Genomic DNA, 22,293 nt, shown 5'->3' with positions numbered 1-22,293 from the left:
CTACTCTCAAATACGATAATTAAATCGGTAGGGTAAACCAGAATTCGGATCCTTTGCCTTCTTCACTTTCGACACCAATCCTGCCGCCGTGCTCTTTAATGATATCACCGCTTATAAATAAGCCCAAGCCCAGACCGGTAAACTTCTGCCCGTGATAATTGGTGCGGTAATAACGTTTAAAAAGATGTTCAAGTTTCTCTTTCGGGATTCCCGGGCCCTGGTCCCTTACGCTTATTTTAATTTCATGATCGGAAATTTTTTTAGCCGTAATAATGACCTGTTTCGACTCCGGGGCATACTTGATGGCATTACTGATGAAATTGATCATGACCTGACCGATCTGCTGATTGTCTGCCATAACCTGCTCATAGATATCCCCCTCAAAGATAATCTCCTGGTCCGTAATCTGTGAAAAGTTGGAACAACAGTCATCAAAAAGCTCTGAAATAGTAAACGGCCGCTTATCCAGTTTCAGCTGGCCCTGTTCAATTCTGCTGGTATCCAGAAGGCTGTTGATTAATCCGGATAACTTATCAAGGCTTTTAATGGATTGATCCAGAAGCTTCGCCCGTGATTCCGGTGGCAGCCTGTCGTGTGACCGCTGTAATAATTGAAGGGATGCTTTCAGGGCAGTAACGGGAGTCTTCAGCTCGTGGCTGGCAATACTGATAAAATCTTCTTTCCCCTGCGTAATCATCCTTCTTGTGGTTACGTCCATAAAAGTACCGATTCCACCTGTGAGATTCCCTTCATCGTCGAAAAGGGGAGCCGCATTGATGGAGATATACATTATGTCCCTTTCGGGAGCTTTTACACCGACTTCATGGTCGTATACAGGCTTTTGGGTAGACATCATAATAGACATCGGATGTTCTTCCGAAGGCAGCAGTGTGCCATCCAGTCTCAGGTTCTGCCATTTGGGATCATCATAGGTCCTTTCTTTGATTTTGCTTTCTGAAAGCCCCAGGATCTGCTGTGCCATAGGATTGGCATAAACAAGCTGCCCTGTTGCATCGATGACGCCTACACCTTCTGCCATTGTTTCAAGGATTCCCTGCAAACGTTGTTCGCTTTTGCGAAGGGTCTCTTCCAGTACACTTTTCTCAATAATAATAGATTCGCGTTCCTGTATTGCCATGACCTGGGTGGTAACTTCCACAGCCATATCAATAACACCCGTTACTTTTCCGTCTTCAATGAACGGCGTATAATTAAAGGTAAAATATCGCTCTTCAAACTGTCCGTCGCGGTTTAAAATTACCGGATTGGAGTGGTCGGAATTCGGTGTTCCCATCCGGTATGTCTTGATCAGCATTTCTGCGGCCGGCTGCCCCTTAAGTTCTGGAAGCACTTCAAATAAAGATTTCCCTATGACGGAGTAATCTTTCTCAATAAGTGCCAGCATCGCATCATTTATCATCGTAATCACAAAATCATCACCTTTTAAAAGCATGATGGCTACCGGTGCCTGATCGATCAGATTGGTAAAGCTGATGTCGCTTTCTGATAATTTGTTATTCAGCTGGGTAATGGTGTCATTTAAATCCTTTAGCTCCTGATTTCTGGAAGCAAGGTTTTTATTAAGATCTCCCAGATTGGTAATATCATCCTGAAACTTCCTGTTTCCGGACAACAGTTCGTTGTTTTCCTTTTTTATCTGCAGATTCAGATCTTGGATGATTTTATTGGAAGCACCAAGCTTTTCGTTGGTAACCGTATATTCTTTATTTAAAGTGTAAAGTTCTTGGTTGTTAGAGCGAAGTCCTTCATTGGAAGCCCTTAGCTCTTTTTTTATTTCCTCTTCTTTTCTTTCTTTTTCAAGAACAGCATCACGTGTTCTGATGAGTTCCGTTACGTCTTTTGCCGTATGCAGGATACAATAAATGTCGCCTTCCTTATTAAGAATCGGTTTAAAGGTAAAATTAAAATAAGAAGTAATCGGTTCACCATGGATATCCAGGGTGGCAGGCATTTCATTTGCTTCATAGATCTCTTTCGATTCCCATACCTGCTTAAGCAGATCGGCGAAAGGCTGGCCTTTCATTTCCGGCAATGCATTCTCAAATCTATGACCAATGACGGACTCATCCTTTCCCCATATCGCAAGAATGGCATTATTGGCAAACTGAATGGTAAATTCAGGCCCCGTATACATTGCGGTAGGATCACCGGACTGCTGAAGGATTTTCAAAAGAGGCTCTACCCCCAGAGCAGAAAAAAAATGAGTCATTAAGTGAAAGGTGTTAATGTAATTCAGATTAATCTAACAAATTTACGATATTTATATTAAATTCTATCCAATGGAAAATGGATCATGTTTTTATTAACATTCTGACTGACGGTTAAGAACAATTACTTATCATTACCCGGATTTTCAGGTGATCCTTATTGAATTTATAGCCGTTACCCATTCGTTTCTGCTGCAGGAAGCGCAATATTCCGGGCCTTTTTCCAGATTTTCCGTATGGCCGCAATAGGTACAGGCATATATTCCCGGTGAAGGTATCTGCACTGATTTCCTGTCATATATTTTCGGTTGTACAGGCAAGCCGTATTTTACTTCTTTGTCGGGATAATAATAGAAACTTATGTTGCCATTGGTTTCCAGGATCGCAGTTTTGATTTGTCCCAAATGTTCGATACTTTCCTGCCGCATCTCAGCAAAAAATTCATCCTTAGCAAAAGTATGGCTCTCGTTGTCCAGTAAAATAAACCGACCTTCCTCGATTACATACAGTGGTTCGCCTTCAATTACCTTTTCAAAACGTTCGCTTTTGCTCGCCCACAGAGTAATAAAACGGTAAAGAATAATGATGGCACTAAAAACGATCAGTGAAACAAAAATGGCAGTATCTTTCGTGAACATAGGATCGCCTGCGGCGGAACCCATGGCAATAATAATGGCCACCTCAAAAATAGACAGCTGCCGTACCCCTTTTTTGCCCGTAAGACGCAGTACAAGAAGGACCATGCTGAACATGAACAGAGTCCTGATGACGATTTCCGCTGCAAAACCTACACTGAGGTCTCCGAGAAAAATTTTTCTGAAGTCCAGTTCCGTAAATATCCGATTCATGCGACTGGTTATGCAAAAGATTAGCCATTACGTCCGGAACACCGGTAGTGCCTGTACATTTAAAAGAAGTTCCGGGATCTATCTGCAACATAAAAAGTACCACATAAATGCAGTATTGAAGCATGATTAAACGTATTACTGCTGAAGATTCATATATTTGCCGCCTTTTAAAACGGTTAAGTGACACTAAAAAAACTACTATTTTTAGGGATATTTTCTGTATCTCTTCATTTCAATGCCCAACGGGCGGTTTCCAGGATTTATTCAGATTTCGGTGGCTTTTGGGACAGCTTCAGCACCATACAGCCGGATAACAGCCATAACCTTATCGGTTTCAGGTGGGATGCGGACGGAAATGGTACCTTGTATTCACCGGTTACGTACAGTACCGGAGTAAATGATGCGGCGCTTTCTGCAGCAGGCGTTGTCTTCCAGCCCGGAACCTTTATCTCTCTGCCCATCTATAATATTCCGGCACCGGGAGGCAGTACTTTCATAGGAGTAGGGAAGATGTACGGAGGAAACGGCAATGTTTCGCCGGTGCCCGTAACCAACAATATGGTGGAATATCTTTCGGACGGTGCCAATGGCCTTGGGCTGGGCTCTGCCATATTCAATATCCCTCAGGGATCAAGCATCAGTTTAAACACCATGGGGATTGTAGCTTCCTCTATCGGAGACGGGATTCCGGATCTTATTTTTACCCAGATGGGAAATCCTTCTTCGGCCAATGACAGCTATCATTTTGAGGACATCAACGGAAATATTGTGGGGACGACTTACTCAGTGGCTTTCAGCAATGTTCCCAGCATCGGAAAAGCGTGCTGGAAATTCTATAATGCCAATGTAAACCCGCCTGCTTACAATGCCGGGACTTCTTCCGGCTGCGAAAGGGATGTCAGGGTACTCGCTGCAGACTGGTCGGAATTCGGGATCACGACCGCGAATTATCCGCAGGCCGTAAAGCTGATCCAGTCTTTTTCGGGTACATCGGATCTTGCCTTCATCGGAGCATATAATCATGAGTCGATTACTTTTGCGGCCAGCATTGCAGGAAGTGTTTTCAATGATAACAATGCAGGAACTCCGGATGGAAACGGTATCGGCGGGGTAACGATGAAACTTTTCAGCAACAACGTAGAAATCCGCAGTACGGTAACCAATGCAGCAGGATTTTATTATTTTGATAACATTAATACCAACGTCAATCAGGGGCCTTACCGTGTCGACGTGATAAGTCCTTCGGGGTTTCAGGTCGTTGGAAACAGGGCCGGAACCAATTCGGCGAGCCTTTCGGTGATCTTAAACAACAGTACGTCTACCGGGAACAATTTCGGGATCAATCAGCCTCCTGTAGCCGGTAATGACCACTTGTCCGTAGAAAAAAACAATCCGAAAAGCCTATTGCTGACGGGCAATGATTCTGATCCCAATTCCGGAACGATCCTTCCTGCTTCCATTAATCTTATTCCGCCTTCCGGCGCGGGTAATTTGGTATACGGCAATGGTCTTGTAAAAGGATTCAGCATAAGCGGTCAAGGTACCTGGCTGGTAGATAATACCGGTTTGCTGACCTTCACCCCGGTAAATAATTTCTTCAGCAATACCACGCCTTTCAGCTATACAATTAAAGATGCTGCTAACTTGACGAGCAATCAGGCAACCGTTACTACAGCAGTGGATTATTGTACAAAACCCGGATTAACCGGAACGCCCGATACCTATACCGATCTGGGAATATCTACGCTTTCGGCGAGATACAAAAACTGGCCGGCAGGGCCGGGGATCAGCAACGGCGGTATTCCCAATGGAGCTCTGGCGCTGCAATCTTCGGATAAAGGATTGGTCATTACAAGGGTCGCCGATACCTCTCTGATTGCGAATCCCGTAAAAGGAATGATCGTATACGACCGTAATGCCCAATGTGTAAAATTATATAACGGAACGGTCTGGAACTGTATTAAAAGAAGCTGTAATGATTAAAATAGGTAAGGAACGGATAATGAGAAAATATATCCTATCGTTGGTGTTGGTTGGAAACCTTGTAAATGCTCAGGTCTCTATCGGGAAACAAGTGCTTTCCGGAAGCAGCTCTATACTGGAATTTTCAGGAATGACGCAGACCGGTGCTGTTAATGATGCAGAAACTGCAAATATAAAAGGGCTTATTCTTCCGGCAGTGGCCTCTTCGCCTGTTTTTACAGCGGTCAATCCTTCCACCAATCACCCGCAGAACGGAACCTTTGTATTCGATAACCAGGTTTCTAAAGTGAGGATGTTTGAAAATGGGACGTGGCTGGATATGACGGATCCCGGAAATTCCTCAGCCACCGTTCCTGTAGCAGGAATTGAAACAGGGAACGGTGTTATTATCGGGGCCTCATCAAGCAGTGCGAAAGGTGCTTTGGTGTTGGAGTCCTCGAATAAAGCAATGATTCTTCCTCAAATTAAAAATCCGCATTTAACGGTGAAAAGCCCATATCCGGGAATGATGTGCTTCGATACGGTGAGCAATTCCGTGGCGGTGTTCGACGGGAATAAATGGAGCTACTGGAAATAGTGGAAAAAGAAAACCGGATGCTTGACGTTTTCTCTGATGATATGGTTACTTTCTTTAGTAACTTTATCCAAATTCAGGATGTTTAGTATTTCCTGATGACATTCGTTTATTTTAAATAAAATAACCTCCTAACTGAAAGTCCGGAGGTTTTTATATAGTATTGAGGCAAATCAGCTCTTCTGTAAATTGCCGATCAGATTTTCGATTTTAACGATTACATCATCGATGTCAAAAGGCTTGGATACAAATACATCCGCATTGCATGAATTGACGACGCTCGCTTCCTTTGCATGCGCACTGATGATCATCACAGGCGTATTGGAGGTTAGAGGATCGTTCTTAAGTTCATTACATAAATCAGTACCTAAACCATCAGGTAACCGTACATCCAGGATAAAAATATCAGGGACTATGGATTTGTCTCTTTTATTAAATGCTTCTGCAGTAGAGAAAGAACGGACATCATAATTTTCAAATGACAGGAGCAACTGCAATGCATCTCTGATGCCTGTCTCATCTTCAACGATAAAAATTGTTTTCATACCTGTGGGCTGGCAAAAACAGAGCCAATCTTTACGCAACGGAATAATTTGTTTTGAATATGTATTCCTGAATGCGATATTGATCTCTTAAAGGCGTTAGAAAACCGCAAAGTTGCAAGACCTGATAAGAGATGCTGTTTTTAAGGCGCAAGTATAATGCAGCTTAATTTTTAATGTAACTAAATCAACGGTATACAAATTTGACAGCGGTAAATTTGTTGCACCCTAAAGCATTATGTTAGTTTAATTATTTTGCGCCTTTGTAAAATCCAACATCAACACTCAGAAAATCTACACAATCACCAAAACCTGCATGACATTAAAAGGGAAATTATTTTTCTTACACAAAATCCTTCCCGCTCCTGATAAGATGTAAAAGCTTCATCGCTGCCATCGTTCCCATACTGAAACCGTCATTGATGATGCATTCGTAAGATTCGTCGAGATATTTGGGCAAAATCCCTTCGGTGATTGCAACGACCTTTACCGCGGAAGTCTGGACTTTCTTTTTAATCAGCGAGCTGTGCAGTCCGGCAAGTGTTTCGTCACTCATCGCAAAATACCCGTCGAAACTTTCATAATCCAGGATGATGTTCAGCTTTTCCTTTACATTATCAGCCGACTCGCAATAAATAACCTTACATTCCATATCCGCATGTGCGTTGATCTTTTGCAGGAAGAAATCCTTTCTTGCCTGGGTAATTTCAAGGTTTTCATCTCCGAAAATGGCCAGGATCTTTTTACAGCCGCTTTCTATGAATTTGTCAGCCGCCGCTTCTGCATACATTTTATTATCAAAAATGATCTCTTCGAAAAAGTTTTGCGGAATGGTCTTATCAAAAATTACCGCCGGAACTTCCATCTCCCGGATTCTCTGCAGATGCGAAAGATCTTTGGTATACCGGGTGAGCGAAATAAGGATTCCGTCTACTCTGGAGTTGATGCAGGTTACAATATTCTCTTCCTCCATACTGAGGGATTCTTCGGAAGAAAGCACGAAAAAATGATAACCCTCACGGTGAAGAACGGAAGATATTCCTTTAATAATGGACGGAATAAAAAACATCGACATTTCAGGAATGATAAGTCCGATCACCTTAGAAGACTTCTTCCGGAAATTGATGGCAAAATCGTTGGGAATATAATTAAAAGTTGCCGCTGCTTCCTTTACACGGGCCTTTACCGCCTGGCTGATGTCGGGATGGTCTTTCAGTGCCCGGGATACCGTGGAGACGCTGATATTAAGCATTTCTGCAAGGTCTTTTATAGTGACTCTTTTCATTTTTAAGTTAATGGAGGCAATTTTTGGGTTAATTTAGTCATATTACTAGTCTAAATTTAAGTTAAAAAATGTTAATATTATGGAAATAAAAGTTAATGAAAAGTTAAAATATAAATGACTTATCCACCGCAAACGTTTGCGCAAACGTTTGAAATTAATACTAATTTAACACAGCCGAGAAACTGCATTTTGGATATGGTAAAAAAAATACTTTTAGACCATAATTAAAAACTCCCAAAAAATATGGAATCAAAAATTTTTACCAGACTCCTCATTTTCGGTGCGATGAATACCGCAGCATTTATGTTCTCTCAGAACACGGAAAATGATACCATTACCAGAGGAAAAGCCATCGATGAGGTGGTGGTAACCGGAAATGCGAATCCGAAAGCCTCCATTAAAACCAGTACTTCCATATCTACTTTAAAGATGAAGGATATAGAAAACGCTGCGCCAAGAACTACAGCTGAAATCTTCCGTACCATTCCGGGAATCCGTTCGGAATCTTCCGGAGGGGAAGGAAACTCAAATATTACCGTAAGAGGGGTTCCTGTTTCGGCGGGAGGTTCAAGATATTTGCTGATCCAGGAAGACGGTCTTCCGGTGATGCAGTTCGGGGATATCGCTTTCGGAACACAGGACCAGTTTACCAGATTCGATTCTTTTGTTTCCAGGGTTGAAGCGCTCAGAGGAGGTTCCGCATCTGTTTTTGCGAGCAATTCTCCGGCAGGGATCATCAACTTTATCACCAAAACAGGAGAGAAGGAAGGCGGAAGCGTTACCCAGCAGATGGGCCTTAACTACAAAAACTACAGAACGGATTTTGATTACGGAACCAGAATCGCAGAAGGAACTTATGCTTCCGTAGGCGGATTTTACCGCATCGGTGACGGACCCAGAAAAACAGGATTCAATTCCAACAACGGCGGACAGTTCAGGATTTCCCTGCTTAAAAAGTTCGATCGCGGAAGCTTCAGGGTCTATGCTAAATTCCTGGATGACAGAACTGCAGCTTACATGCCGATGCCGGTAAGCGTTACCGGAACCGATTCTAATCCGAAATGGTCTTCTTTACCAAGCTACAATATCCTTACGGGAGCTTTGCAGACCATCAATTTACAGCACGACAGAACCCTGGGGAACGACGGAAATATCTTCAACAGCGATGTTTCAGACGGAATGCATTCGATTTCCAAGACCATCGGTGCCGAATTCAATTATGACCTCGGAGAAGGATGGAAATTTGAAGAGAAAATCCGGTATGCGGCCAACAACGGACAGTTTATTGCTCCTTTCCCTGCCAGCGTAAGCAAAGGAAGCGATTTCTTTACTACAGCTAATTTTACCAATTTCGGAAGCGCCGTGTATGCAGGAACCAATACGACGGTAGACATGAACGCTTATTATATGAAACTGGCACTCTTCAATGTAAAGCTTAACAACTTCAATAATTTTGTAAATGATTTCAACATCAGCAAAAAATGGAGCAATGTGAAGATGAACGCCGGATTATACAAATCTACCCAGAACATCAATATGTCCTGGATGTGGAACAATTACATCCAGGAAGTGAGCGATAATAATGCAAGACTGGTAGATGTTAAAAACGCATCAGGCGCATTCATTACCGATCAGGGGCTGCTGAACTACGGAATGAAAGACTGGGGCAACCTGAAAAGAGACTACAACACAAAATACGATATTACGGCTCCGCATGCACAGATCGAAATCAACGCTACCGACAAGCTGACGATCGATGCCGGTGCAAGGTATGATATCGGAAAAGTAACCGGTTATTTTTCCGGAGCTACGGTAACCTACACCAGCCGTGATATGAACGGAAACGGTGTGATAGACATTCCGGAGCAGATGGTAGGTTCAAACGACAACATCAACGTTCCTGTAAATTACCGTTACGGAATCTTCGGATACTCGGTAGGAGCAAATTACGCGCTGAACAATAAAAACGCTGTGTTCGCAAGGGTAAGCCAGGGCGGAAGCGCTTCGGCAGACAGGATCTTATTTTCCGGATACAACTATACCAATAACGATGATCCGGCACTGGATGCGGTGAAGGTAAACAAAGTGAACCAGGTGGAAGCCGGGTACAAGCTAAGAGGAGCAGGTTACTTTCTGAACACGACTTTATTCTATGCCGGAACCAAAGAGGCCAACTATGAAGCGACTACCCAGAGAAAAACGGAGAACAAATACCAGTCGTTAGGGGTGGAGCTTGACGGATACTACAGAATCAGCAAAAGCTTTGATGTGAAAGCCGGGCTTACTTACACCCACGCCGAAATCAAAAACGCGCTTGATCCCACCATTATCGGGAATATGCCGAGAAGAACACCGAAGTTCATGTATTCCATAAACCCTAATTTCAATATGGATAAGCTGAATGTAGGCTTCTACCTGATCGGGGCCACGAAAGCCTTTACACAGGACAACAATAAGCTGATCATGCCGGGCTATGCCCTTTTAAATCCGTATGTTTCCTACCAGGTGATGAAAAACCTTACCGTAAGTGTGAATGCGAACAATGTTTTCAATACCATCGCAGTGACGGAAGCTGAAGAAGGATCCATCACCGGCGGAAACGGTATTATAAGAGCAAGAACCCTTCCGGGAAGCTCGTATAGTGCCAGCGTAAAATTTGATTTTTAATAGTATATACCATGTGGAATGAACCTTACGGTTCATTCTGCATTTTTTAACAACAATAATATGTTTAAACAAGAAGCCATTGAAGTCATCCGGAAAGCGATTACCGACGAAGGGATCCTGGCATCGGCACAGCAGCGGGACAATTATGCAAGAGTATGGGCCAGGGATTCCATGATGACAGGCTATGCAGGGATTTTAGCGGATGATAAAGAAATACAGGCCGGACTGGAACAATCGATCCTGACGCTGGCCAAGCACCAGGCGGAAAACGGGCAGATCCCGTCCAATGTGGTGAATGATAAAGCAAGCTACGGAACCCACGTCGGAAGAACCGATGCCACAACATGGTGGGTGGTTGTTGCCTGTGAGTATCTTAAAAAACAGAAAAATGAAGCTCTTAAACATAAGCTTCAGCCACAGATCTGCCTGGCACTTTCCTGTCTTAAAACCTGGGAATATAATCAGAGAGGATTGGTCTACAGCCCGCTCGGCGGAAACTGGGCAGATGAATATGTCACTTCCGGATATACGTTATACGATAACATCTTACGGTACTGGGCTTTAAAGAATGCCGCTGAAATTTACCATGATGAAGACCTGAAAACGAAGGCCGTTAACACAAAACAACTGATCCAGGAGAATTTTTACAAGAACGATTCCGAAGGCGCAAAATATCACGAAACAGCCTATGCCAAAACTCCGGCAAAACCTTACTTCTGGGCTTCGCTGAATGCCAATGGCTATGACGAAAGGTTCGATCTTGCCGGAAATGCACTGGCTATTCTTTTGGATTTTGAGCTGGACTATAAAGCTTTTTCAGAATTCCTGGAAACCATTCATGAAGAATTCGGACACTGGATGCTTCCTGTTTTCTACCCGGTGATTTTCCCTGGGGATGACGACTGGAGACTGCTGGAAAACAACTACAGCTACAGCTTTAAAAATGAGCCGCACCACTTCCACAACGGCGGATCGTGGCCGATATTTTTAGGCTGGCTCTGCCTTGCGCTCAAAAGAAAAGGATTCCCGGAAATCCCTGAAAAAATTATTGCCCAATACGAATCGCTGATGAAAGACAAAGAGGAATATTTCAGGGAATATTATTCCACGGATCAGCTTCTGCCACTGGGAACGGAACAGCTTTGCTTTTCCGCGTCGGGATATCTTTTAATGACGAATTAAAATTAAACCACAAAAGTTACAAAAGTTTTTGACACATGAGCCACAAAAGATTTTAGTTGAAAGTATTGTGCATATTTTAGAACACAGAAGATTAAAAATCAAAGATTTTTATTGATGATGTACCACAAAAGAATAAGTTTTCGATTAAAGCTTTACCTGAGATTCTGAAAACAAGATGTAAGTTTTACAAAATCTAAAAATAAAGCATAATCATCTGTGAAAATCCGTGAAATCTGTGGTAAAAAAATAACAACTCTGCGTGATCTCAGCTGCTCATTTAAAATTAAACCACAAAAGTTACAAAAGCTTTTTTGACACATGAGTCACATAAGATTAGTTTAGAGTATTGCGCATATTTTAGATCACAGAAGATTAAAAATCAAAGATTTTTATTGATGATTTACCATAGAAGAATAAGTGTTCGATTAAAGCTTATAATGAATTTTAGAATGAGACTTAAACTTTTAGAAAATAAAATAAAGCTTTATCATCTGTGAAAATCCGTGACGATCTGTGGTAGAAAATCAACTCTTCGTTATATTCTTTAAGTAGAACGGCTTTGCGAACTTAAAAGTTAGTAGTTAAAGAAAACTTCGTGGACTTTGTGTTCAAAATAAAAAATAACGAAATGATTGATGTGCCAAATAAAGCTTCATCATCTGTGAAAATCCGTGAGATAAAAAAACTCTTTGCGGTCTTAGTTAAGTAGAATGCCTTTGCGAACTTAAAAACAGTTAGTGGTCAAAGAAACCTTCGCGGACTTTGCGTTCAAACCAACCAACAACAAAAAAATGACGAAATGATAGGTGATATTATCGAACTGAAAGAAAAACATCTGGCCATCGCTAAAGAAATCATAGCCATCCTGAAACAGCGGCTTACCTTCCAGACACCTCCTAAAATCGCCATCGGCGTTGCGGGAGAAAGCGGGAGCGGAAAATCGGTAACGGCATTTTCCCTGCAGAAAGTGCTGGAACAGGAACACGTAAAAAGCATCGTTATGCAAATGGACGATTATTTTAAACTTCCTCCCAAAACCAACCATGAAAACCGGCTGAAATCCCTGGACAATGTCGGAGTCCATGAAGTGGATTTGGAAAAGCTGGCCCAAAATATCAAAGCCTTTAAAAACGGAGATTCCGAAATCGAAAAACCGTTGGTCAATTATAACGAAAATTCCATCGGAACGGAAAAAATCGATGCTTCCGAATATGACGTTGTTATCGTGGAAGGAACTTATATTTTTGAAGCGGAAGGATTCGATTATAAAATCTTCATAGACCGCAATTACCGGGATACTTACGAAAACCGGATGGAACGGAACCGTGATGAAAAAAGTGATTTCGTGGAAGAAGTTCTGGAAATCGAACACCGGATCATCCGGAATTTCAAAAATAATGCGGATCTTATCCTCGGAAAAAACTATGAACCTATAAACCCGGATGTATGAACGTCAACAGAATCATTCCGCGCCTGAGTTTCTGGCAGATCTGGAATATGAATGTCGGATTTTTCGGTATTCAGTACAGCTTCGGATTGCAGCAGACCGCGGTAAATCCCATCTATTCCTTTTTGGGAGCGCATGCGGAACAGCTGCCGATCCTGAACCTGGCCGGCCCGATCACCGGACTGCTGATCCAGCCTCTGATCGGTGCCATCAGCGATAAAACATGGAGCCCGAAGTGGGGCCGCCGGAAGCCGTTCTTTTTACTGGGTGCTGTATTCTGCAGTATTGCCCTGTTCTTATTCCCGTTCAGTTCTACGATATGGATGGCAGCCGGATTATTGTGGATCCTGGACGCTGCCAACAATACCGCCATGGAACCTTACCGTGCGTTTATCGGCGACAAGCTGCCGGAAGACCAGCAGACTTTTGGATTTCAGATGCAAAGTTTATTCGTAGGGGCGGGGATTACCTTAGCCAACCTTTCGCTGTTTGTTTTCCAGAAATACCTGGGCGGGAACGCGGCAAACGGCGGTATTCCGGTTTGGGTATACTATTCATTTTTCCTGGGATCTTTCTGTTCCATTGCCTCCGTTGCCTGGTCGGTCTATAAAACACCTGAGATTCCGCCGACGGAAGAAGAATTGGCAGAATTAAAAAAAGCAAAAGCGGAAAGTACGTTTTTCACACCTTTTATAGAAATTATAACTGCTATACGCGAAATGCCTAAAATCCTGTGGCAGCTTTCACTGGTGTACCTTTTTCAATGGTATGCGCTCTTTGTGTACTGGCAGTTTATCACACCCATGCTGAAATGGTCATTGTACGGAATTTCCGAAGCCGACGAAATCAAAGCAAACGGTTTCCTGGAAAGTGTCAAAAAAGGAATTTCCGTAACCACTTCCGATATGGCCTGGGCAAAAGGCGTGCTGCACCAGGTGGAAGTAGCTGTAGGACAGACCGGACTGATGAACGGTTCCTACAATATCGTGACCATGGTTTCTGCCTTGCTGCTGGTTCCGTTTGCCAATAAATTCACTTCCAAAAATACCTATATCTGCTGCCTGTTTCTTACCGGCTTCGGATTGATGACTTTACCGTTTATCAAAGACGAGTATCTCATCCTGCTTCCGATGATCGCTTTGGGGATCGGGTGGGCTTCGATGATGGGACTGCCATATTCCATGGTTTCGGCTTCGATCCCACACAGCAAAAGAGGAGTTTATATGGGGGTGATCAACATGATGATCGTGATCCCAATGCTGATCCAGACTTTGTCTTTCGGATTTATCTTTAATAATTTTTTAGGCAGCAATCCTTCTTCAGCAATAATCCTGGCCGGCATTTTATTTATTGTGGCAGGAGTCTGTGTATTTGCAATGAAACCGCATCTTTCCGGAATGAAAAAATCTTTTAACAGCGTAAGGTGATTCTGATCATATAGTAGATTAATATAACTTTATACTTTTACTCCTGAAATTTTATAAATTGTATTTCGAGTGTATTAATAAAGGAGCGACAAATCCGTCGTTCCTTTATTTTTTTATATGATGGCGGAATTAAAATTTACAAGTATCTCTATGAAAGCAAACAATTTTCTTTGTGTTATAGGATGGAGACCTGCAAAATTTAAATCCTTCATCTGAATTTGCTACAGTATCAATAGGTGAAAATATGATTTAATATTTATAACTATTAACTGGGATCTAATGCAAAATACTTCCAGTATCCTACTTCCCTTTTCCTGTCTGACAAATTAAGACACCAGCTGATTGGCATCCGAGGTATGTTTTATAGCCAGAGCCACTCTTTTTCCTGCCGTATCGCAGAAATCAAGCCCTGAATAATCCGGGTTCAGTCCGGCGATATACGGAACGGCCATGATATACAGATTTTCTGTAGCCTCCCCGTAATAATTCAGTGCCTGGAAATGATCGTTGATGTTCAATCCGTCTACCCGCAGGTAAAAATAATCCGGTTCTATTTTCAGGATATGGGAACGGTCTTCTTCAAAAGCTTCCATCCCTTTATTCTTATCTTTAAATTTAAGATAGCCTGAACTGATGCTTCCGTCCGTCCTCAACCCTTCAAAAGGAATATCATTAAACTGTACCGGCTGCTGGCCGATCGCATCGATGTACAGCCTGTAATGTTCAGACTTTTTATTTCCTGCGGCATCGCTGAAGTGATAGACGATACCTTCGTTTTCATCCGGTTCCACGTGGCTTTCATCGTCTACGCTGATCAGATCGATAATTCCGGCATTATATAATGCGATCATTTCATGGTAGGAAGATTGTGGCAGAGAGGCAATGATGACCGAGATCAACGGCAAAAGGGTTTTGCGCATCCGCATCATGTCCTCCGCCGAAAAGTGCTTGGCCGGATAATTAATGGCATAGCTGAAAGCAGCAAGCATTTCTTTCCAGGCGATCGTCTGGTGCCTTTCGATGGATTTTTGGGCTTCACTGTATTCGGCTTTAAAAAGCTCAAAACTGTCCAGTTCGTCCCGTATGCTCAGCATTTTTTTTACAAATTCCTCGATGCTTAAATCTTTGATTTCGTTGTAGAATTTTTCATTCTTTTTTTGCAATGGCTTTTTAAAATTTCTTTCAAAAATATAATCGAGGTCTACGAAGCCTCCGTTTTTCTGCTTATATTCGTAAATCTCGTCCTGCGACATGATCCAGCCTTCGGAATACGGGCTCCCTTCGGAATGAAACCTCAATGCCGGGAGATAACCTCTCTTTGAAAACAAGGTCATGGAGAAATTCTGACTGTTTTCATGCAGGGTATACGTATATTCATGATCTTTTTTCGTAAAGGTACCGTTCAGCCTTGCTAGTGTTTTCACGGCATCAACAGCCGTAAGCGAAGTCCCGCGGATGGCGACGGCGTGATCGGTAGGAGTGGTAAACTTTGAAGGCGGATACGGGGAATCGTACCATCCTTTTACCTGTTCCTCGTATTTTTTAGGCCAATGGTGCCCGGTACAGAGAATCACGCGGGAACAGACAAATGTTTCATCCCGTTCAATGGTAATATGAAAAAGTGCATCTTCTTTCCTATGGATGTCCGTAACGGCAGTTTCTTTATGAACTTTTATGTCGGCCCCCAGCTTTCTGGCCTCATTCAAAAGAAGCTTAAACTGTTCTTCCATGTAATTTCCGAGCAGCAGTCTGGGAATCACCTGATATTCATTGATATTCCTGTAATCGCTAAAATCCGGATCTTCGTGATAAGGCTTACGTTTGATATATTCTGTGAGGGTTTCGGGCAAATGCGGAAGCTCATTAGCGGAAACATTGGCCACATGCTCACGGCAAGCCCCTCTTTCGCTGTAAGGCATTCCTGCACCCAGTCTGTCACTTTTTTCAAAGATATATAGTATGTCGGGTAATACCTTTTCGGAAATAAGATGCTTGACGGCGAACAAAGCGGCAGGTCCTCCTCCGATGATCGCAATGCTGTCGGTTTTTTTCATGATACTGATATTTTGCGGTTATTCTCGGATCATAAAAATGAGGATCGGCAATATGAAACAGCAGTATTTTTTTTGTACTGCTGTTGTCAAAAGTATATTGGAGCTCTTTGATTAAGAAATTATTGCTTATCGTTTTTATGATTCTCCTCATAATTTGCAATAAGCATGCCCGCATACCATCCTGTGGTATTTAAATTTTTTGAGAACTGCAATATGAACGGTCTTTACCCGAAGGTTAAGGTTGTTTTATGGCTAAACAGCAGCCGGCTGATGCATTTTGCAAAGCGATTCGATCAGCAGCCTCACCTGAAGCGGTCTCTTTTTTTTATCAACATCAAGCCTGTTATAGAATCCGGTTTTTACAATAACCATATTCCGCTCGGGGATCATAATGATAAACTGGCCGAGGAAGCCGTAGAAAAACCGGCATCTTATTTCGCTTTCGTCATCAGCCCAGACGGTAAAGCAGAAAGCATCATTTTCGGAAGTAGGGGTGAGCATCCGCCGGCAGTAATCTTCACTGATCAGCTGTTGATCTTTCCACCGGCCGTTCTGCATAATTAGCTGTCCGATCTTCGCAAAATCCCTGGCAGTGGCATGGATGCAGCAGAAGGCTTTTTCCGTTCCTTTTTCATCGGTGCTCCATTTGGCAGGAAATTCCATGCCCAGCGGCTTCCATATTTTTTCGGATAGATAGGTTGCCAGATCCTTACGGAGGGCTTTTCTCAGGGCAAGTCCGAGAAGCTGGGCGGCCACGCTCTGGTACTCGTAGCGGGTACCGGGCATTTCGATAAAATCAATATCAAAGGCCTGTTCGGCAAGGTCTTCCACAAAATACTGCTTTGAATTTTCAGCAAAAGGGTGGCGGTATTCTTCGATCCAGTCGAATCCGGCCTGCATGGTCATCAGATGCCTGAAGGTTAGATGCTTTCCGTAGAAATTTTCTGCATAGTGAGGAAAAAGTGTTGAAATAAGCTGGTCTTCGGATGTGATGTAACCGTCATCAATGGCGCATCCTACAAGAATTGAAAGAATTCCTTTCGCCATGGAAAAAGAATTCATAAGGGAAGAGGAATCGTGGTCTTTCCAGTATTGCTCGTGCAGCAGTTTTCCCTTCTGTACCACAAGAAGGGAAGATGCCCTGGTTTTTTTTAATTCATTTGAAATATCTTCAGAGAGGCTGCTGTCGTTATATAAATTATCTTTTTCCCAGGGTTCCGCTTTCAGATTCGGGACCAACCGGGAAGGAAACTTTTCTTCATCATCAATGGATGGGGTAACGGCTCCCTTTTTCAGATTCAGGGCGACGGCTTTGAAAATGTAGCCGTAACCTGCAAGACAGATGGCTGCTGCTGCCGCTGAAGTTCCCAGTGCGAATGCCGTTAGTATTTTTTTCATAAATTAAATCTTATAATTAAAAACCGATCATTTTTTCAACACCATGGGCAGTCTGCTCTCTATTTAAATCAGTGGTTTTGGGTTAAGTTACCCTCTCAAGAGAACTAATAATTTTAATGCCAAACCTCAATTAATTTTAATAATAGAAGTCTTTTTTTCATAAGCCTTTAGCTTGGTATTGAAATTCTCCTTTTTAAGGAATGGTTTTTGTAACTTTTTGGCAGATCACTGAAACATTACAAATGCAAAATATTATGAAAATCTACCTCTTACCTTTGGCAGCATTGTTTCTGTTCAGCTGCAAGGAAAAAAACAAATCCGGACGGTCAGGACAAGGCGATACCGCGGTTACCCAAACCGATACCCTGAAGCTTCCGCCACCTGATGAAAAAAGTTCCAAAAAAAAATTCAGCAATGTGATAGGCTGGCCTAAGGATAAGGCACCGACGGCTCCGGAAGGGTTTACCGTAACCCGTTTTGCAGAAAATATCAAAAGCCCGAGAAATATGATTCAGGCGGAGAACGGCGATGTTTTTGTGGTGTTGTCCAACTCCGAACGTACCGTTTCTGAAAAAATCAAAAATGACATCAGCGGAAAAAGCGATGCAGAAGTAGGAGGAAAGTCGGCCAACAGGATCCTAATGTACCGCGATGTTAACAAAGACGGGATTCCGGAATCTTCATCTGTATTTCTCAGCAACCTTAATCAGCCGTACGGAATGCTGATCATCGGCAATCAGTTCTACGTGGCCAATACCGATGGGGTATGGGTATATCCCTACAAGCTTGGAGATACGAAGATTACTCAGCCGGGAAAGAAAATCGTAAGCCTTCCTGCAGGCGGTTACAACAACCACTGGACCCGGAACCTGATCGCCAACAAAGACCAGTCTAAAATTTACATTTCCGTAGGATCCGGAAGCAACGTCGGTGAAAACGGAATGGAAAACGAAATAAGAAGAGCAGATATCCTGGAAGTAAATCCCGACGGAAGAGGCGAAAGAATTTACGCAGCAGGACTTAGAAATCCTGTAGGCATGAGCTGGAACCCGGTAACCGGGGAACTCTGGACCGTGGTAAATGAAAGGGATGAATTGGGAGATGAACTGGTCCCGGATTACCTGACAAGCGTAAAGCAAGGTGCTTTTTACGGTTGGCCTTATGCTTATTTTGGGAAAAATGAAGATCCGAGAAGAAAAGGTGAAAAGCCGGATCTGGTCGCAAAAACTATTGTTCCCGATGTTCCTTTGGGAAGTCATACGGCTTCGCTGGGGTTAACTTTTTATACCGGATCCCAGTTTCCTGATAAATATAAAAACGGAGCTTTCATCGGGCAGCACGGCTCATGGAACCGCTCTTCACTGGTTGGGTACCAGGTTGCTTTCGTTCCTTTTAAAGACGGGAAAGCTTCAGGTTCTTACCAGCCGTTTCTTACCGGATTTATCGCTAACGAACCCAAAGGTGATGTTTACGGCAGGCCGGTAGGTGTTCTGCAGCTTTTAGACGGATCTCTGCTGGTCGCGGATGATGTAAGCGGCATTGTCTGGAGAGTGGCATACCGTAAAAAATAGTTTTAATTTAATTCATAAAAAAAGCAGGCTTTCTCACGGATAGCCTGTTTTTTGTCTTTATATTGGTAATGGGGTCAAAAATAGTTGGTGTTTAAAGCGGTTACACACAATAAGGGAAAAACCTCCAGCTCACAGCTTTCCTCTTGCGGTCAATTAAATCCTGTCATCAATGCCGGTAAGATGCTCCGACGAAATAATGCTTTTGAGCCTGATGCTGAATTCCGTAGTTAAACCCCGCATCTACTTTAAAGTCCTTGGCGACATCAATTTCAAGGGCTGCGTTAATGTAATTGGAAAGCTGATGCGCTTTGAAATTATAGGTATAATAGGTTTCCGCTATTGCATCAATGCTTTTTATGATGGAGCGGCTGATTGTTAAGGTCTGTAGAAGTTCCGTGTGCATAGCAGGCTCGTCAAGATCTTTAAGGCGAGCAACTTCCACCTGGAACCCGAGTTTCCACTGGCCGGGCAATTTATATAGCATCGGTACGATAAGACCGCCTTCAAAACGGCTTTCTTCATCATATCCGGAAGTCGGAAATTTAATATAAGGCAGGACGGCAAGTACAAAATTTCCATGGTCGTTGCCTATGAGGTTCTGCTTTATTCTGAAATTAATATCTCCGAAGCCCTGTGTGCGCTGTATCTCTCCCGAAGACAGGTCCTGTTCGCGCTGGACACTATAAGTTTCAAATCCGATCTGTATCGCGGTGGAACCGGTAATCCCCAGCTTGATATTTCCATGGTTTACCAATACCGTGGAAATCTCACGGGAATACGATCTCTCTTTGGTGAGCCGTACCAGATCTATTTCATATTGAAAGTGCCCCGCATCCACGGTGTAGGCAGACTCTGTAACATCCGGACGGTCGGTCTCCATTTCCCGCATTAACTGCTGAGGAACAGGATTGAAAAGAGAGTAATGCTTTTCCTTATTTTCCTGTCCCCGGTAAGCCGAAGGGATAAAAAGCATACCGCATAAAAGGATGGCAAGACGACTTTGCTTATTCATTATATCGTTTTAGGTAATTAACCGCAATTTAGCGGCCGTTAAAAAACGGATCTAAAAATTTACCCGGATGTCTTCCGGTTCTTTCACCACCACCCGGATCCGCACAGGGTGATCGATGATTTCATAGTCCAAGTCATCCGATAAATGGTCATCGCTTTTCTTCTGTATTTTAAGGTTACCAAATCCTACTTCATCTTTCGATATTTCCAGAAAGTAACTGTTCTGTTTTTCGTCGTGGGTAAAATGTTCTTTTTTAAATTCGATGAATTGCATATCTCTGTTTTTTGGTGTTTAAAAAATCAATGAGCCGTTGTTATAAAGCTCTGAAAAGGTCAACACAAAAACGGAGCCATAAAACAGTCAAACTTATAAGAATGAACGTAAAACTGTCTGATATGGTAGCAAAAGAAATGCGGATCGATAAGATCCGCATTTCTTTTAGTATCTGCCAGCGTTTATGCCTCTATAAATTCAAGAATATCTTTATTGATAGTCTCCGCTTCCGTAGTCGGCATTCCGTGAGGAAATCCGGGGTAGCTGATGAGTTTACCGTTTTTCAGCAGCTTAGCCGATTTCAATCCTGAATTTTCGTACGGAACGATCTGATCGTCTTCGCCGTGAAGGACGAGAACAGGAATATCCACCGCTTTCAGGTCCTCTGTAAAATCGGTTTCGGAAAATGCTTTTACACCGTCATAATGCGCTACAATACCTCCCATCATTCCCTGTCTCCACCAGTTTCTCTGGATCCCTTCCTTAATATCAGCACCTTCCCGGTTGTATCCGTAAAAAGGAACCGTAAGATCTATGTAGAACTGCTGTCTGTTATTCATGGTCTGTTCCCTGATGTTATCGAAAACCGACATCGGAACACCGTCCGGATTGCTTTCACTGGCTACCATCACCGGTGGTACGGCACTGATCAATACCGCCTTTTTAGCCCTGCCATTCGCATATTTGTGAACGTAACGGATGACTTCACCACCTCCTGTGGAATGTCCGATGTGAATTACATCTTTCAGATCCAGGAATTCCACCAGTTCGGCTGCATCCGAAGCGTATTGCTCGATGTTGTGTCCGTAAATATTCTGGCTGGATCTTCCGTGGCCTCTTCTGTCGTGGGCAATCACCCTGTAGCCCCTCTGCAGGAAGAAAATCACCTGTGCATCCCAGTCGTCGGATGATAGAGGCCATCCATGGTGAAACATCAGTACCGGGCCCTGTCCCTGATCTTTGTAGAAAATTTCTGTTCCGTCTTTTAAAGTAAGTGTACTCATAGCTGTAAATTTTTTAAATTGTGATTAATTGTTTTGTTGTTTATTTCTTTAACAAAGGTAGGACATCGGCATAAGGCAAAAATTACCTTGTGTTAATTTCGTACGGTTTAATAAAAAAAGTTTGAAGCCCTTGATCAGAATTGTAAAGCTAAAAAATGATTCTTTTACTATATAATGATTCCTTTGAAACAATGAGCCGTTTTAGCCTGTTTTTTGGCGGTATTGGTTTGTAAAAACCCAAAATGGGACATATTTTCAATAAAAGCCCGTTTTTCTGTACGAATTCACATAAATTTTTTCTTCACAATTAGGCTGGAATCCCCATAAAAGCTATATTTGCAGCCTAAATTTTTGAAATAATGAAAGAACTAATTGAAAAAATCAACGCAGAATTTGAAGCTTTCACCACTGAAGCTAACCAACAGGTAGAAAAAGGAAACAAGGCAGCCGGGACAAGAGCCCGTAAAGCAGCTTTGGAACTAAGCAAGCTGTTCAAAGATTTCAGAAAAGTTTCTGTAGAAGAATCAAAAAAATAATTGTTCTGAAAAAAACCGGTTTTTTTAAGCCGGTTTTTTTATGCTCAAAATGGTCAAATGTGAATTGTGAATTTTGCTTACGCAAGTCAATGATGAATCAAGTAAAATTGACAAGCGAAGCAGATTGACCATTGACCATTCACTTTACCGTTTTGTAGATTGTGAATTGTGAATTTTGCTACGCAAGTCAATAGTGAATTTATTAAATTGACAAGCGCAGCGGATTTCCCATTTAGCATTCACTCTTAAAAGAATGATGCTT

The 22,293-nt window shown here is 42.7% G+C and carries 17 protein-coding genes; 8 read left to right on the top strand and 9 right to left on the bottom strand.

Annotated elements, in window-relative coordinates:
- Positions 1 to 19: 19 nt before the first annotated feature.
- Both ACED20_RS19135 and ACED20_RS19130 read right to left on the bottom strand, forming a co-directional pair.
- Positions 20 to 2,230 (bottom strand): ATP-binding protein, encoded by a 2,211-nt coding sequence (locus tag ACED20_RS19135; RefSeq protein ID WP_294231857.1) that lies wholly within the window; start codon positions 2,228 to 2,230, stop codon positions 20 to 22.
- Positions 2,231 to 2,374: 144 nt separating this feature from the next.
- On the bottom strand, positions 2,375 to 3,076 hold the full coding sequence (locus ACED20_RS19130) for a DUF421 domain-containing protein (RefSeq protein WP_378106361.1): 702 nt from the start codon (positions 3,074 to 3,076) through the stop codon (positions 2,375 to 2,377).
- Positions 3,077 to 3,256: 180 nt separating this feature from the next.
- On the opposite strand from ACED20_RS19130, the gene ACED20_RS19125 reads away from it, so the two are divergent.
- The gene (locus ACED20_RS19125) at positions 3,257 to 5,059 is read left to right on the top strand and encodes an Ig-like domain-containing protein (RefSeq protein WP_294198583.1); all 1,803 of its coding nucleotides are present in this window, start codon (positions 3,257 to 3,259) and stop codon (positions 5,057 to 5,059) included.
- 19 nt (positions 5,060 to 5,078) lie between these two features.
- Complete coding sequence (locus ACED20_RS19120; RefSeq protein ID WP_294225468.1) at positions 5,079 to 5,636, top strand: hypothetical protein; 558 nt, start codon at positions 5,079 to 5,081, stop codon at positions 5,634 to 5,636.
- A gap of 170 nt (positions 5,637 to 5,806) precedes the next feature.
- Here the strand turns inward: ACED20_RS19120 and ACED20_RS19115 are convergent, their stop codons facing one another.
- Together ACED20_RS19115 and ACED20_RS19110 are read right to left on the bottom strand one after the other, a co-directional pair.
- Entirely contained in the window at positions 5,807 to 6,178 is a 372-nt protein-coding gene (locus ACED20_RS19115) for a response regulator transcription factor (protein WP_294225464.1), read from the bottom strand.
- Positions 6,179 to 6,518: 340 nt separating this feature from the next.
- The gene (locus tag ACED20_RS19110; RefSeq protein ID WP_294225461.1) at positions 6,519 to 7,460 is read right to left on the bottom strand and encodes a LacI family DNA-binding transcriptional regulator; all 942 of its coding nucleotides are present in this window, start codon (positions 7,458 to 7,460) and stop codon (positions 6,519 to 6,521) included.
- Positions 7,461 to 7,703: 243 nt separating this feature from the next.
- Here ACED20_RS19110 and ACED20_RS19105 point away from each other — a divergent pair, with 243 nt between their 5' ends.
- The 4 genes from ACED20_RS19105 (at position 7,704) to ACED20_RS19090 (ending at position 14,183) form a co-directional block, all read left to right on the top strand.
- Positions 7,704 to 10,127: a TonB-dependent siderophore receptor gene (locus ACED20_RS19105; RefSeq protein WP_294333666.1), complete on the top strand. Its 2,424-nt coding sequence runs from the start codon at positions 7,704 to 7,706 to the stop codon at positions 10,125 to 10,127.
- A gap of 60 nt (positions 10,128 to 10,187) precedes the next feature.
- Positions 10,188 to 11,309, top strand: coding sequence for a glycoside hydrolase 100 family protein (locus ACED20_RS19100; protein ID WP_378106356.1), 1,122 nt, complete (start codon positions 10,188 to 10,190; stop codon positions 11,307 to 11,309).
- A 799-nt stretch (positions 11,310 to 12,108) separates the two neighbouring features.
- Positions 12,109 to 12,759, top strand: a complete 651-nt coding sequence (locus ACED20_RS19095; protein WP_378106354.1) for a uridine kinase — start codon at positions 12,109 to 12,111, stop codon at positions 12,757 to 12,759.
- Positions 12,756 to 14,183, top strand: a complete 1,428-nt coding sequence (locus ACED20_RS19090) for an MFS transporter (RefSeq protein WP_294222613.1) — start codon at positions 12,756 to 12,758, stop codon at positions 14,181 to 14,183. Before ACED20_RS19095 ends, ACED20_RS19090 begins: the two co-directional genes overlap by 4 nt.
- 326 nt (positions 14,184 to 14,509) lie before the next feature.
- Here ACED20_RS19090 and ACED20_RS19085 read toward each other — a convergent pair whose 3' ends face one another.
- Both ACED20_RS19085 and ACED20_RS19080 read right to left on the bottom strand, forming a co-directional pair.
- Positions 14,510 to 16,237, bottom strand: coding sequence for an FAD/NAD(P)-binding protein (locus tag ACED20_RS19085; RefSeq protein ID WP_378106351.1), 1,728 nt, complete (start codon positions 16,235 to 16,237; stop codon positions 14,510 to 14,512).
- Between the two features lie 252 nt (positions 16,238 to 16,489).
- On the bottom strand, positions 16,490 to 17,635 hold the full coding sequence (locus ACED20_RS19080; RefSeq protein WP_294313122.1) for a serine hydrolase: 1,146 nt from the start codon (positions 17,633 to 17,635) through the stop codon (positions 16,490 to 16,492).
- Between the two features lie 254 nt (positions 17,636 to 17,889).
- Here ACED20_RS19080 and ACED20_RS19075 point away from each other — a divergent pair, with 254 nt between their 5' ends.
- On the top strand, positions 17,890 to 19,206 hold the full coding sequence (locus ACED20_RS19075; protein WP_378106349.1) for a PQQ-dependent sugar dehydrogenase: 1,317 nt from the start codon (positions 17,890 to 17,892) through the stop codon (positions 19,204 to 19,206).
- A 166-nt stretch (positions 19,207 to 19,372) separates the two neighbouring features.
- Here ACED20_RS19075 and ACED20_RS19070 read toward each other — a convergent pair whose 3' ends face one another.
- The 3 genes from ACED20_RS19070 to ACED20_RS19060 all read right to left on the bottom strand — a co-directional run bounded on the left by ACED20_RS19070 (position 19,373) and on the right by ACED20_RS19060 (position 21,495).
- A complete protein-coding gene (locus ACED20_RS19070; protein WP_378106347.1) occupies positions 19,373 to 20,218 on the bottom strand; it encodes a transporter in 846 nt (281 codons plus the stop codon).
- 51 nt (positions 20,219 to 20,269) lie between these two features.
- Entirely contained in the window at positions 20,270 to 20,491 is a 222-nt protein-coding gene (locus ACED20_RS19065) for a hypothetical protein (RefSeq protein WP_294231872.1), read from the bottom strand.
- A gap of 182 nt (positions 20,492 to 20,673) precedes the next feature.
- Positions 20,674 to 21,495, bottom strand: a complete 822-nt coding sequence (locus ACED20_RS19060) for an alpha/beta fold hydrolase (RefSeq protein ID WP_294198607.1) — start codon at positions 21,493 to 21,495, stop codon at positions 20,674 to 20,676.
- 359 nt (positions 21,496 to 21,854) lie between these two features.
- Here ACED20_RS19060 and ACED20_RS19055 point away from each other — a divergent pair, with 359 nt between their 5' ends.
- Positions 21,855 to 22,031 carry a histone H1 gene (locus tag ACED20_RS19055; RefSeq protein ID WP_034678341.1) on the top strand — a complete coding sequence of 59 codons (177 nt, stop codon included), beginning with the start codon at positions 21,855 to 21,857 and terminating at the stop codon, positions 22,029 to 22,031.
- Positions 22,032 to 22,293 lie beyond the last annotated feature (262 nt).

It is taken from the genome of Chryseobacterium sp. sg2396, assembly GCF_042610505.1.
Taxonomy (GTDB): domain Bacteria; phylum Bacteroidota; class Bacteroidia; order Flavobacteriales; family Weeksellaceae; genus Chryseobacterium.
The sequence above is the reverse complement of the archived record's forward strand: the minus strand, read 5'-3'. Positions and strand labels throughout refer to the sequence as shown.

Excerpts from the sequence above, each read along its gene's own strand:
- ACED20_RS19135 (WP_294231857.1), bottom strand. The coding sequence starts at position 2,230 with ATGACTCATTTTTTTTCTGCTCTGGGGGTAGAGCCTCTTTTGAAAATC.
- ACED20_RS19130 (WP_378106361.1), bottom strand. The coding sequence starts at position 3,076 with ATGAATCGGATATTTACGGAACTGGACTTCAGAAAAATTTTTCTCGGA.
- ACED20_RS19120 (WP_294225468.1), top strand. The coding sequence starts at position 5,079 with ATGAGAAAATATATCCTATCGTTGGTGTTGGTTGGAAACCTTGTAAAT.
- ACED20_RS19115 (WP_294225464.1), bottom strand. The coding sequence starts at position 6,178 with ATGAAAACAATTTTTATCGTTGAAGATGAGACAGGCATCAGAGATGCA.
- ACED20_RS19110 (WP_294225461.1), bottom strand. The coding sequence starts at position 7,460 with ATGAAAAGAGTCACTATAAAAGACCTTGCAGAAATGCTTAATATCAGC.
- ACED20_RS19105 (WP_294333666.1), top strand. The coding sequence starts at position 7,704 with ATGGAATCAAAAATTTTTACCAGACTCCTCATTTTCGGTGCGATGAAT.
- ACED20_RS19100 (WP_378106356.1), top strand. The coding sequence starts at position 10,188 with ATGTTTAAACAAGAAGCCATTGAAGTCATCCGGAAAGCGATTACCGAC.
- ACED20_RS19095 (WP_378106354.1), top strand. The coding sequence starts at position 12,109 with ATGATAGGTGATATTATCGAACTGAAAGAAAAACATCTGGCCATCGCT.
- ACED20_RS19090 (WP_294222613.1), top strand. The coding sequence starts at position 12,756 with ATGAACGTCAACAGAATCATTCCGCGCCTGAGTTTCTGGCAGATCTGG.
- ACED20_RS19085 (WP_378106351.1), bottom strand. The coding sequence starts at position 16,237 with ATGAAAAAAACCGACAGCATTGCGATCATCGGAGGAGGACCTGCCGCT.
- ACED20_RS19080 (WP_294313122.1), bottom strand. The coding sequence starts at position 17,635 with ATGAAAAAAATACTAACGGCATTCGCACTGGGAACTTCAGCGGCAGCA.
- ACED20_RS19075 (WP_378106349.1), top strand. The coding sequence starts at position 17,890 with ATGAAAATCTACCTCTTACCTTTGGCAGCATTGTTTCTGTTCAGCTGC.
- ACED20_RS19070 (WP_378106347.1), bottom strand. The coding sequence starts at position 20,218 with ATGAATAAGCAAAGTCGTCTTGCCATCCTTTTATGCGGTATGCTTTTT.
- ACED20_RS19065 (WP_294231872.1), bottom strand. The coding sequence starts at position 20,491 with ATGCAATTCATCGAATTTAAAAAAGAACATTTTACCCACGACGAAAAA.
- ACED20_RS19060 (WP_294198607.1), bottom strand. The coding sequence starts at position 21,495 with ATGAGTACACTTACTTTAAAAGACGGAACAGAAATTTTCTACAAAGAT.
- ACED20_RS19055 (WP_034678341.1), top strand. The coding sequence starts at position 21,855 with ATGAAAGAACTAATTGAAAAAATCAACGCAGAATTTGAAGCTTTCACC.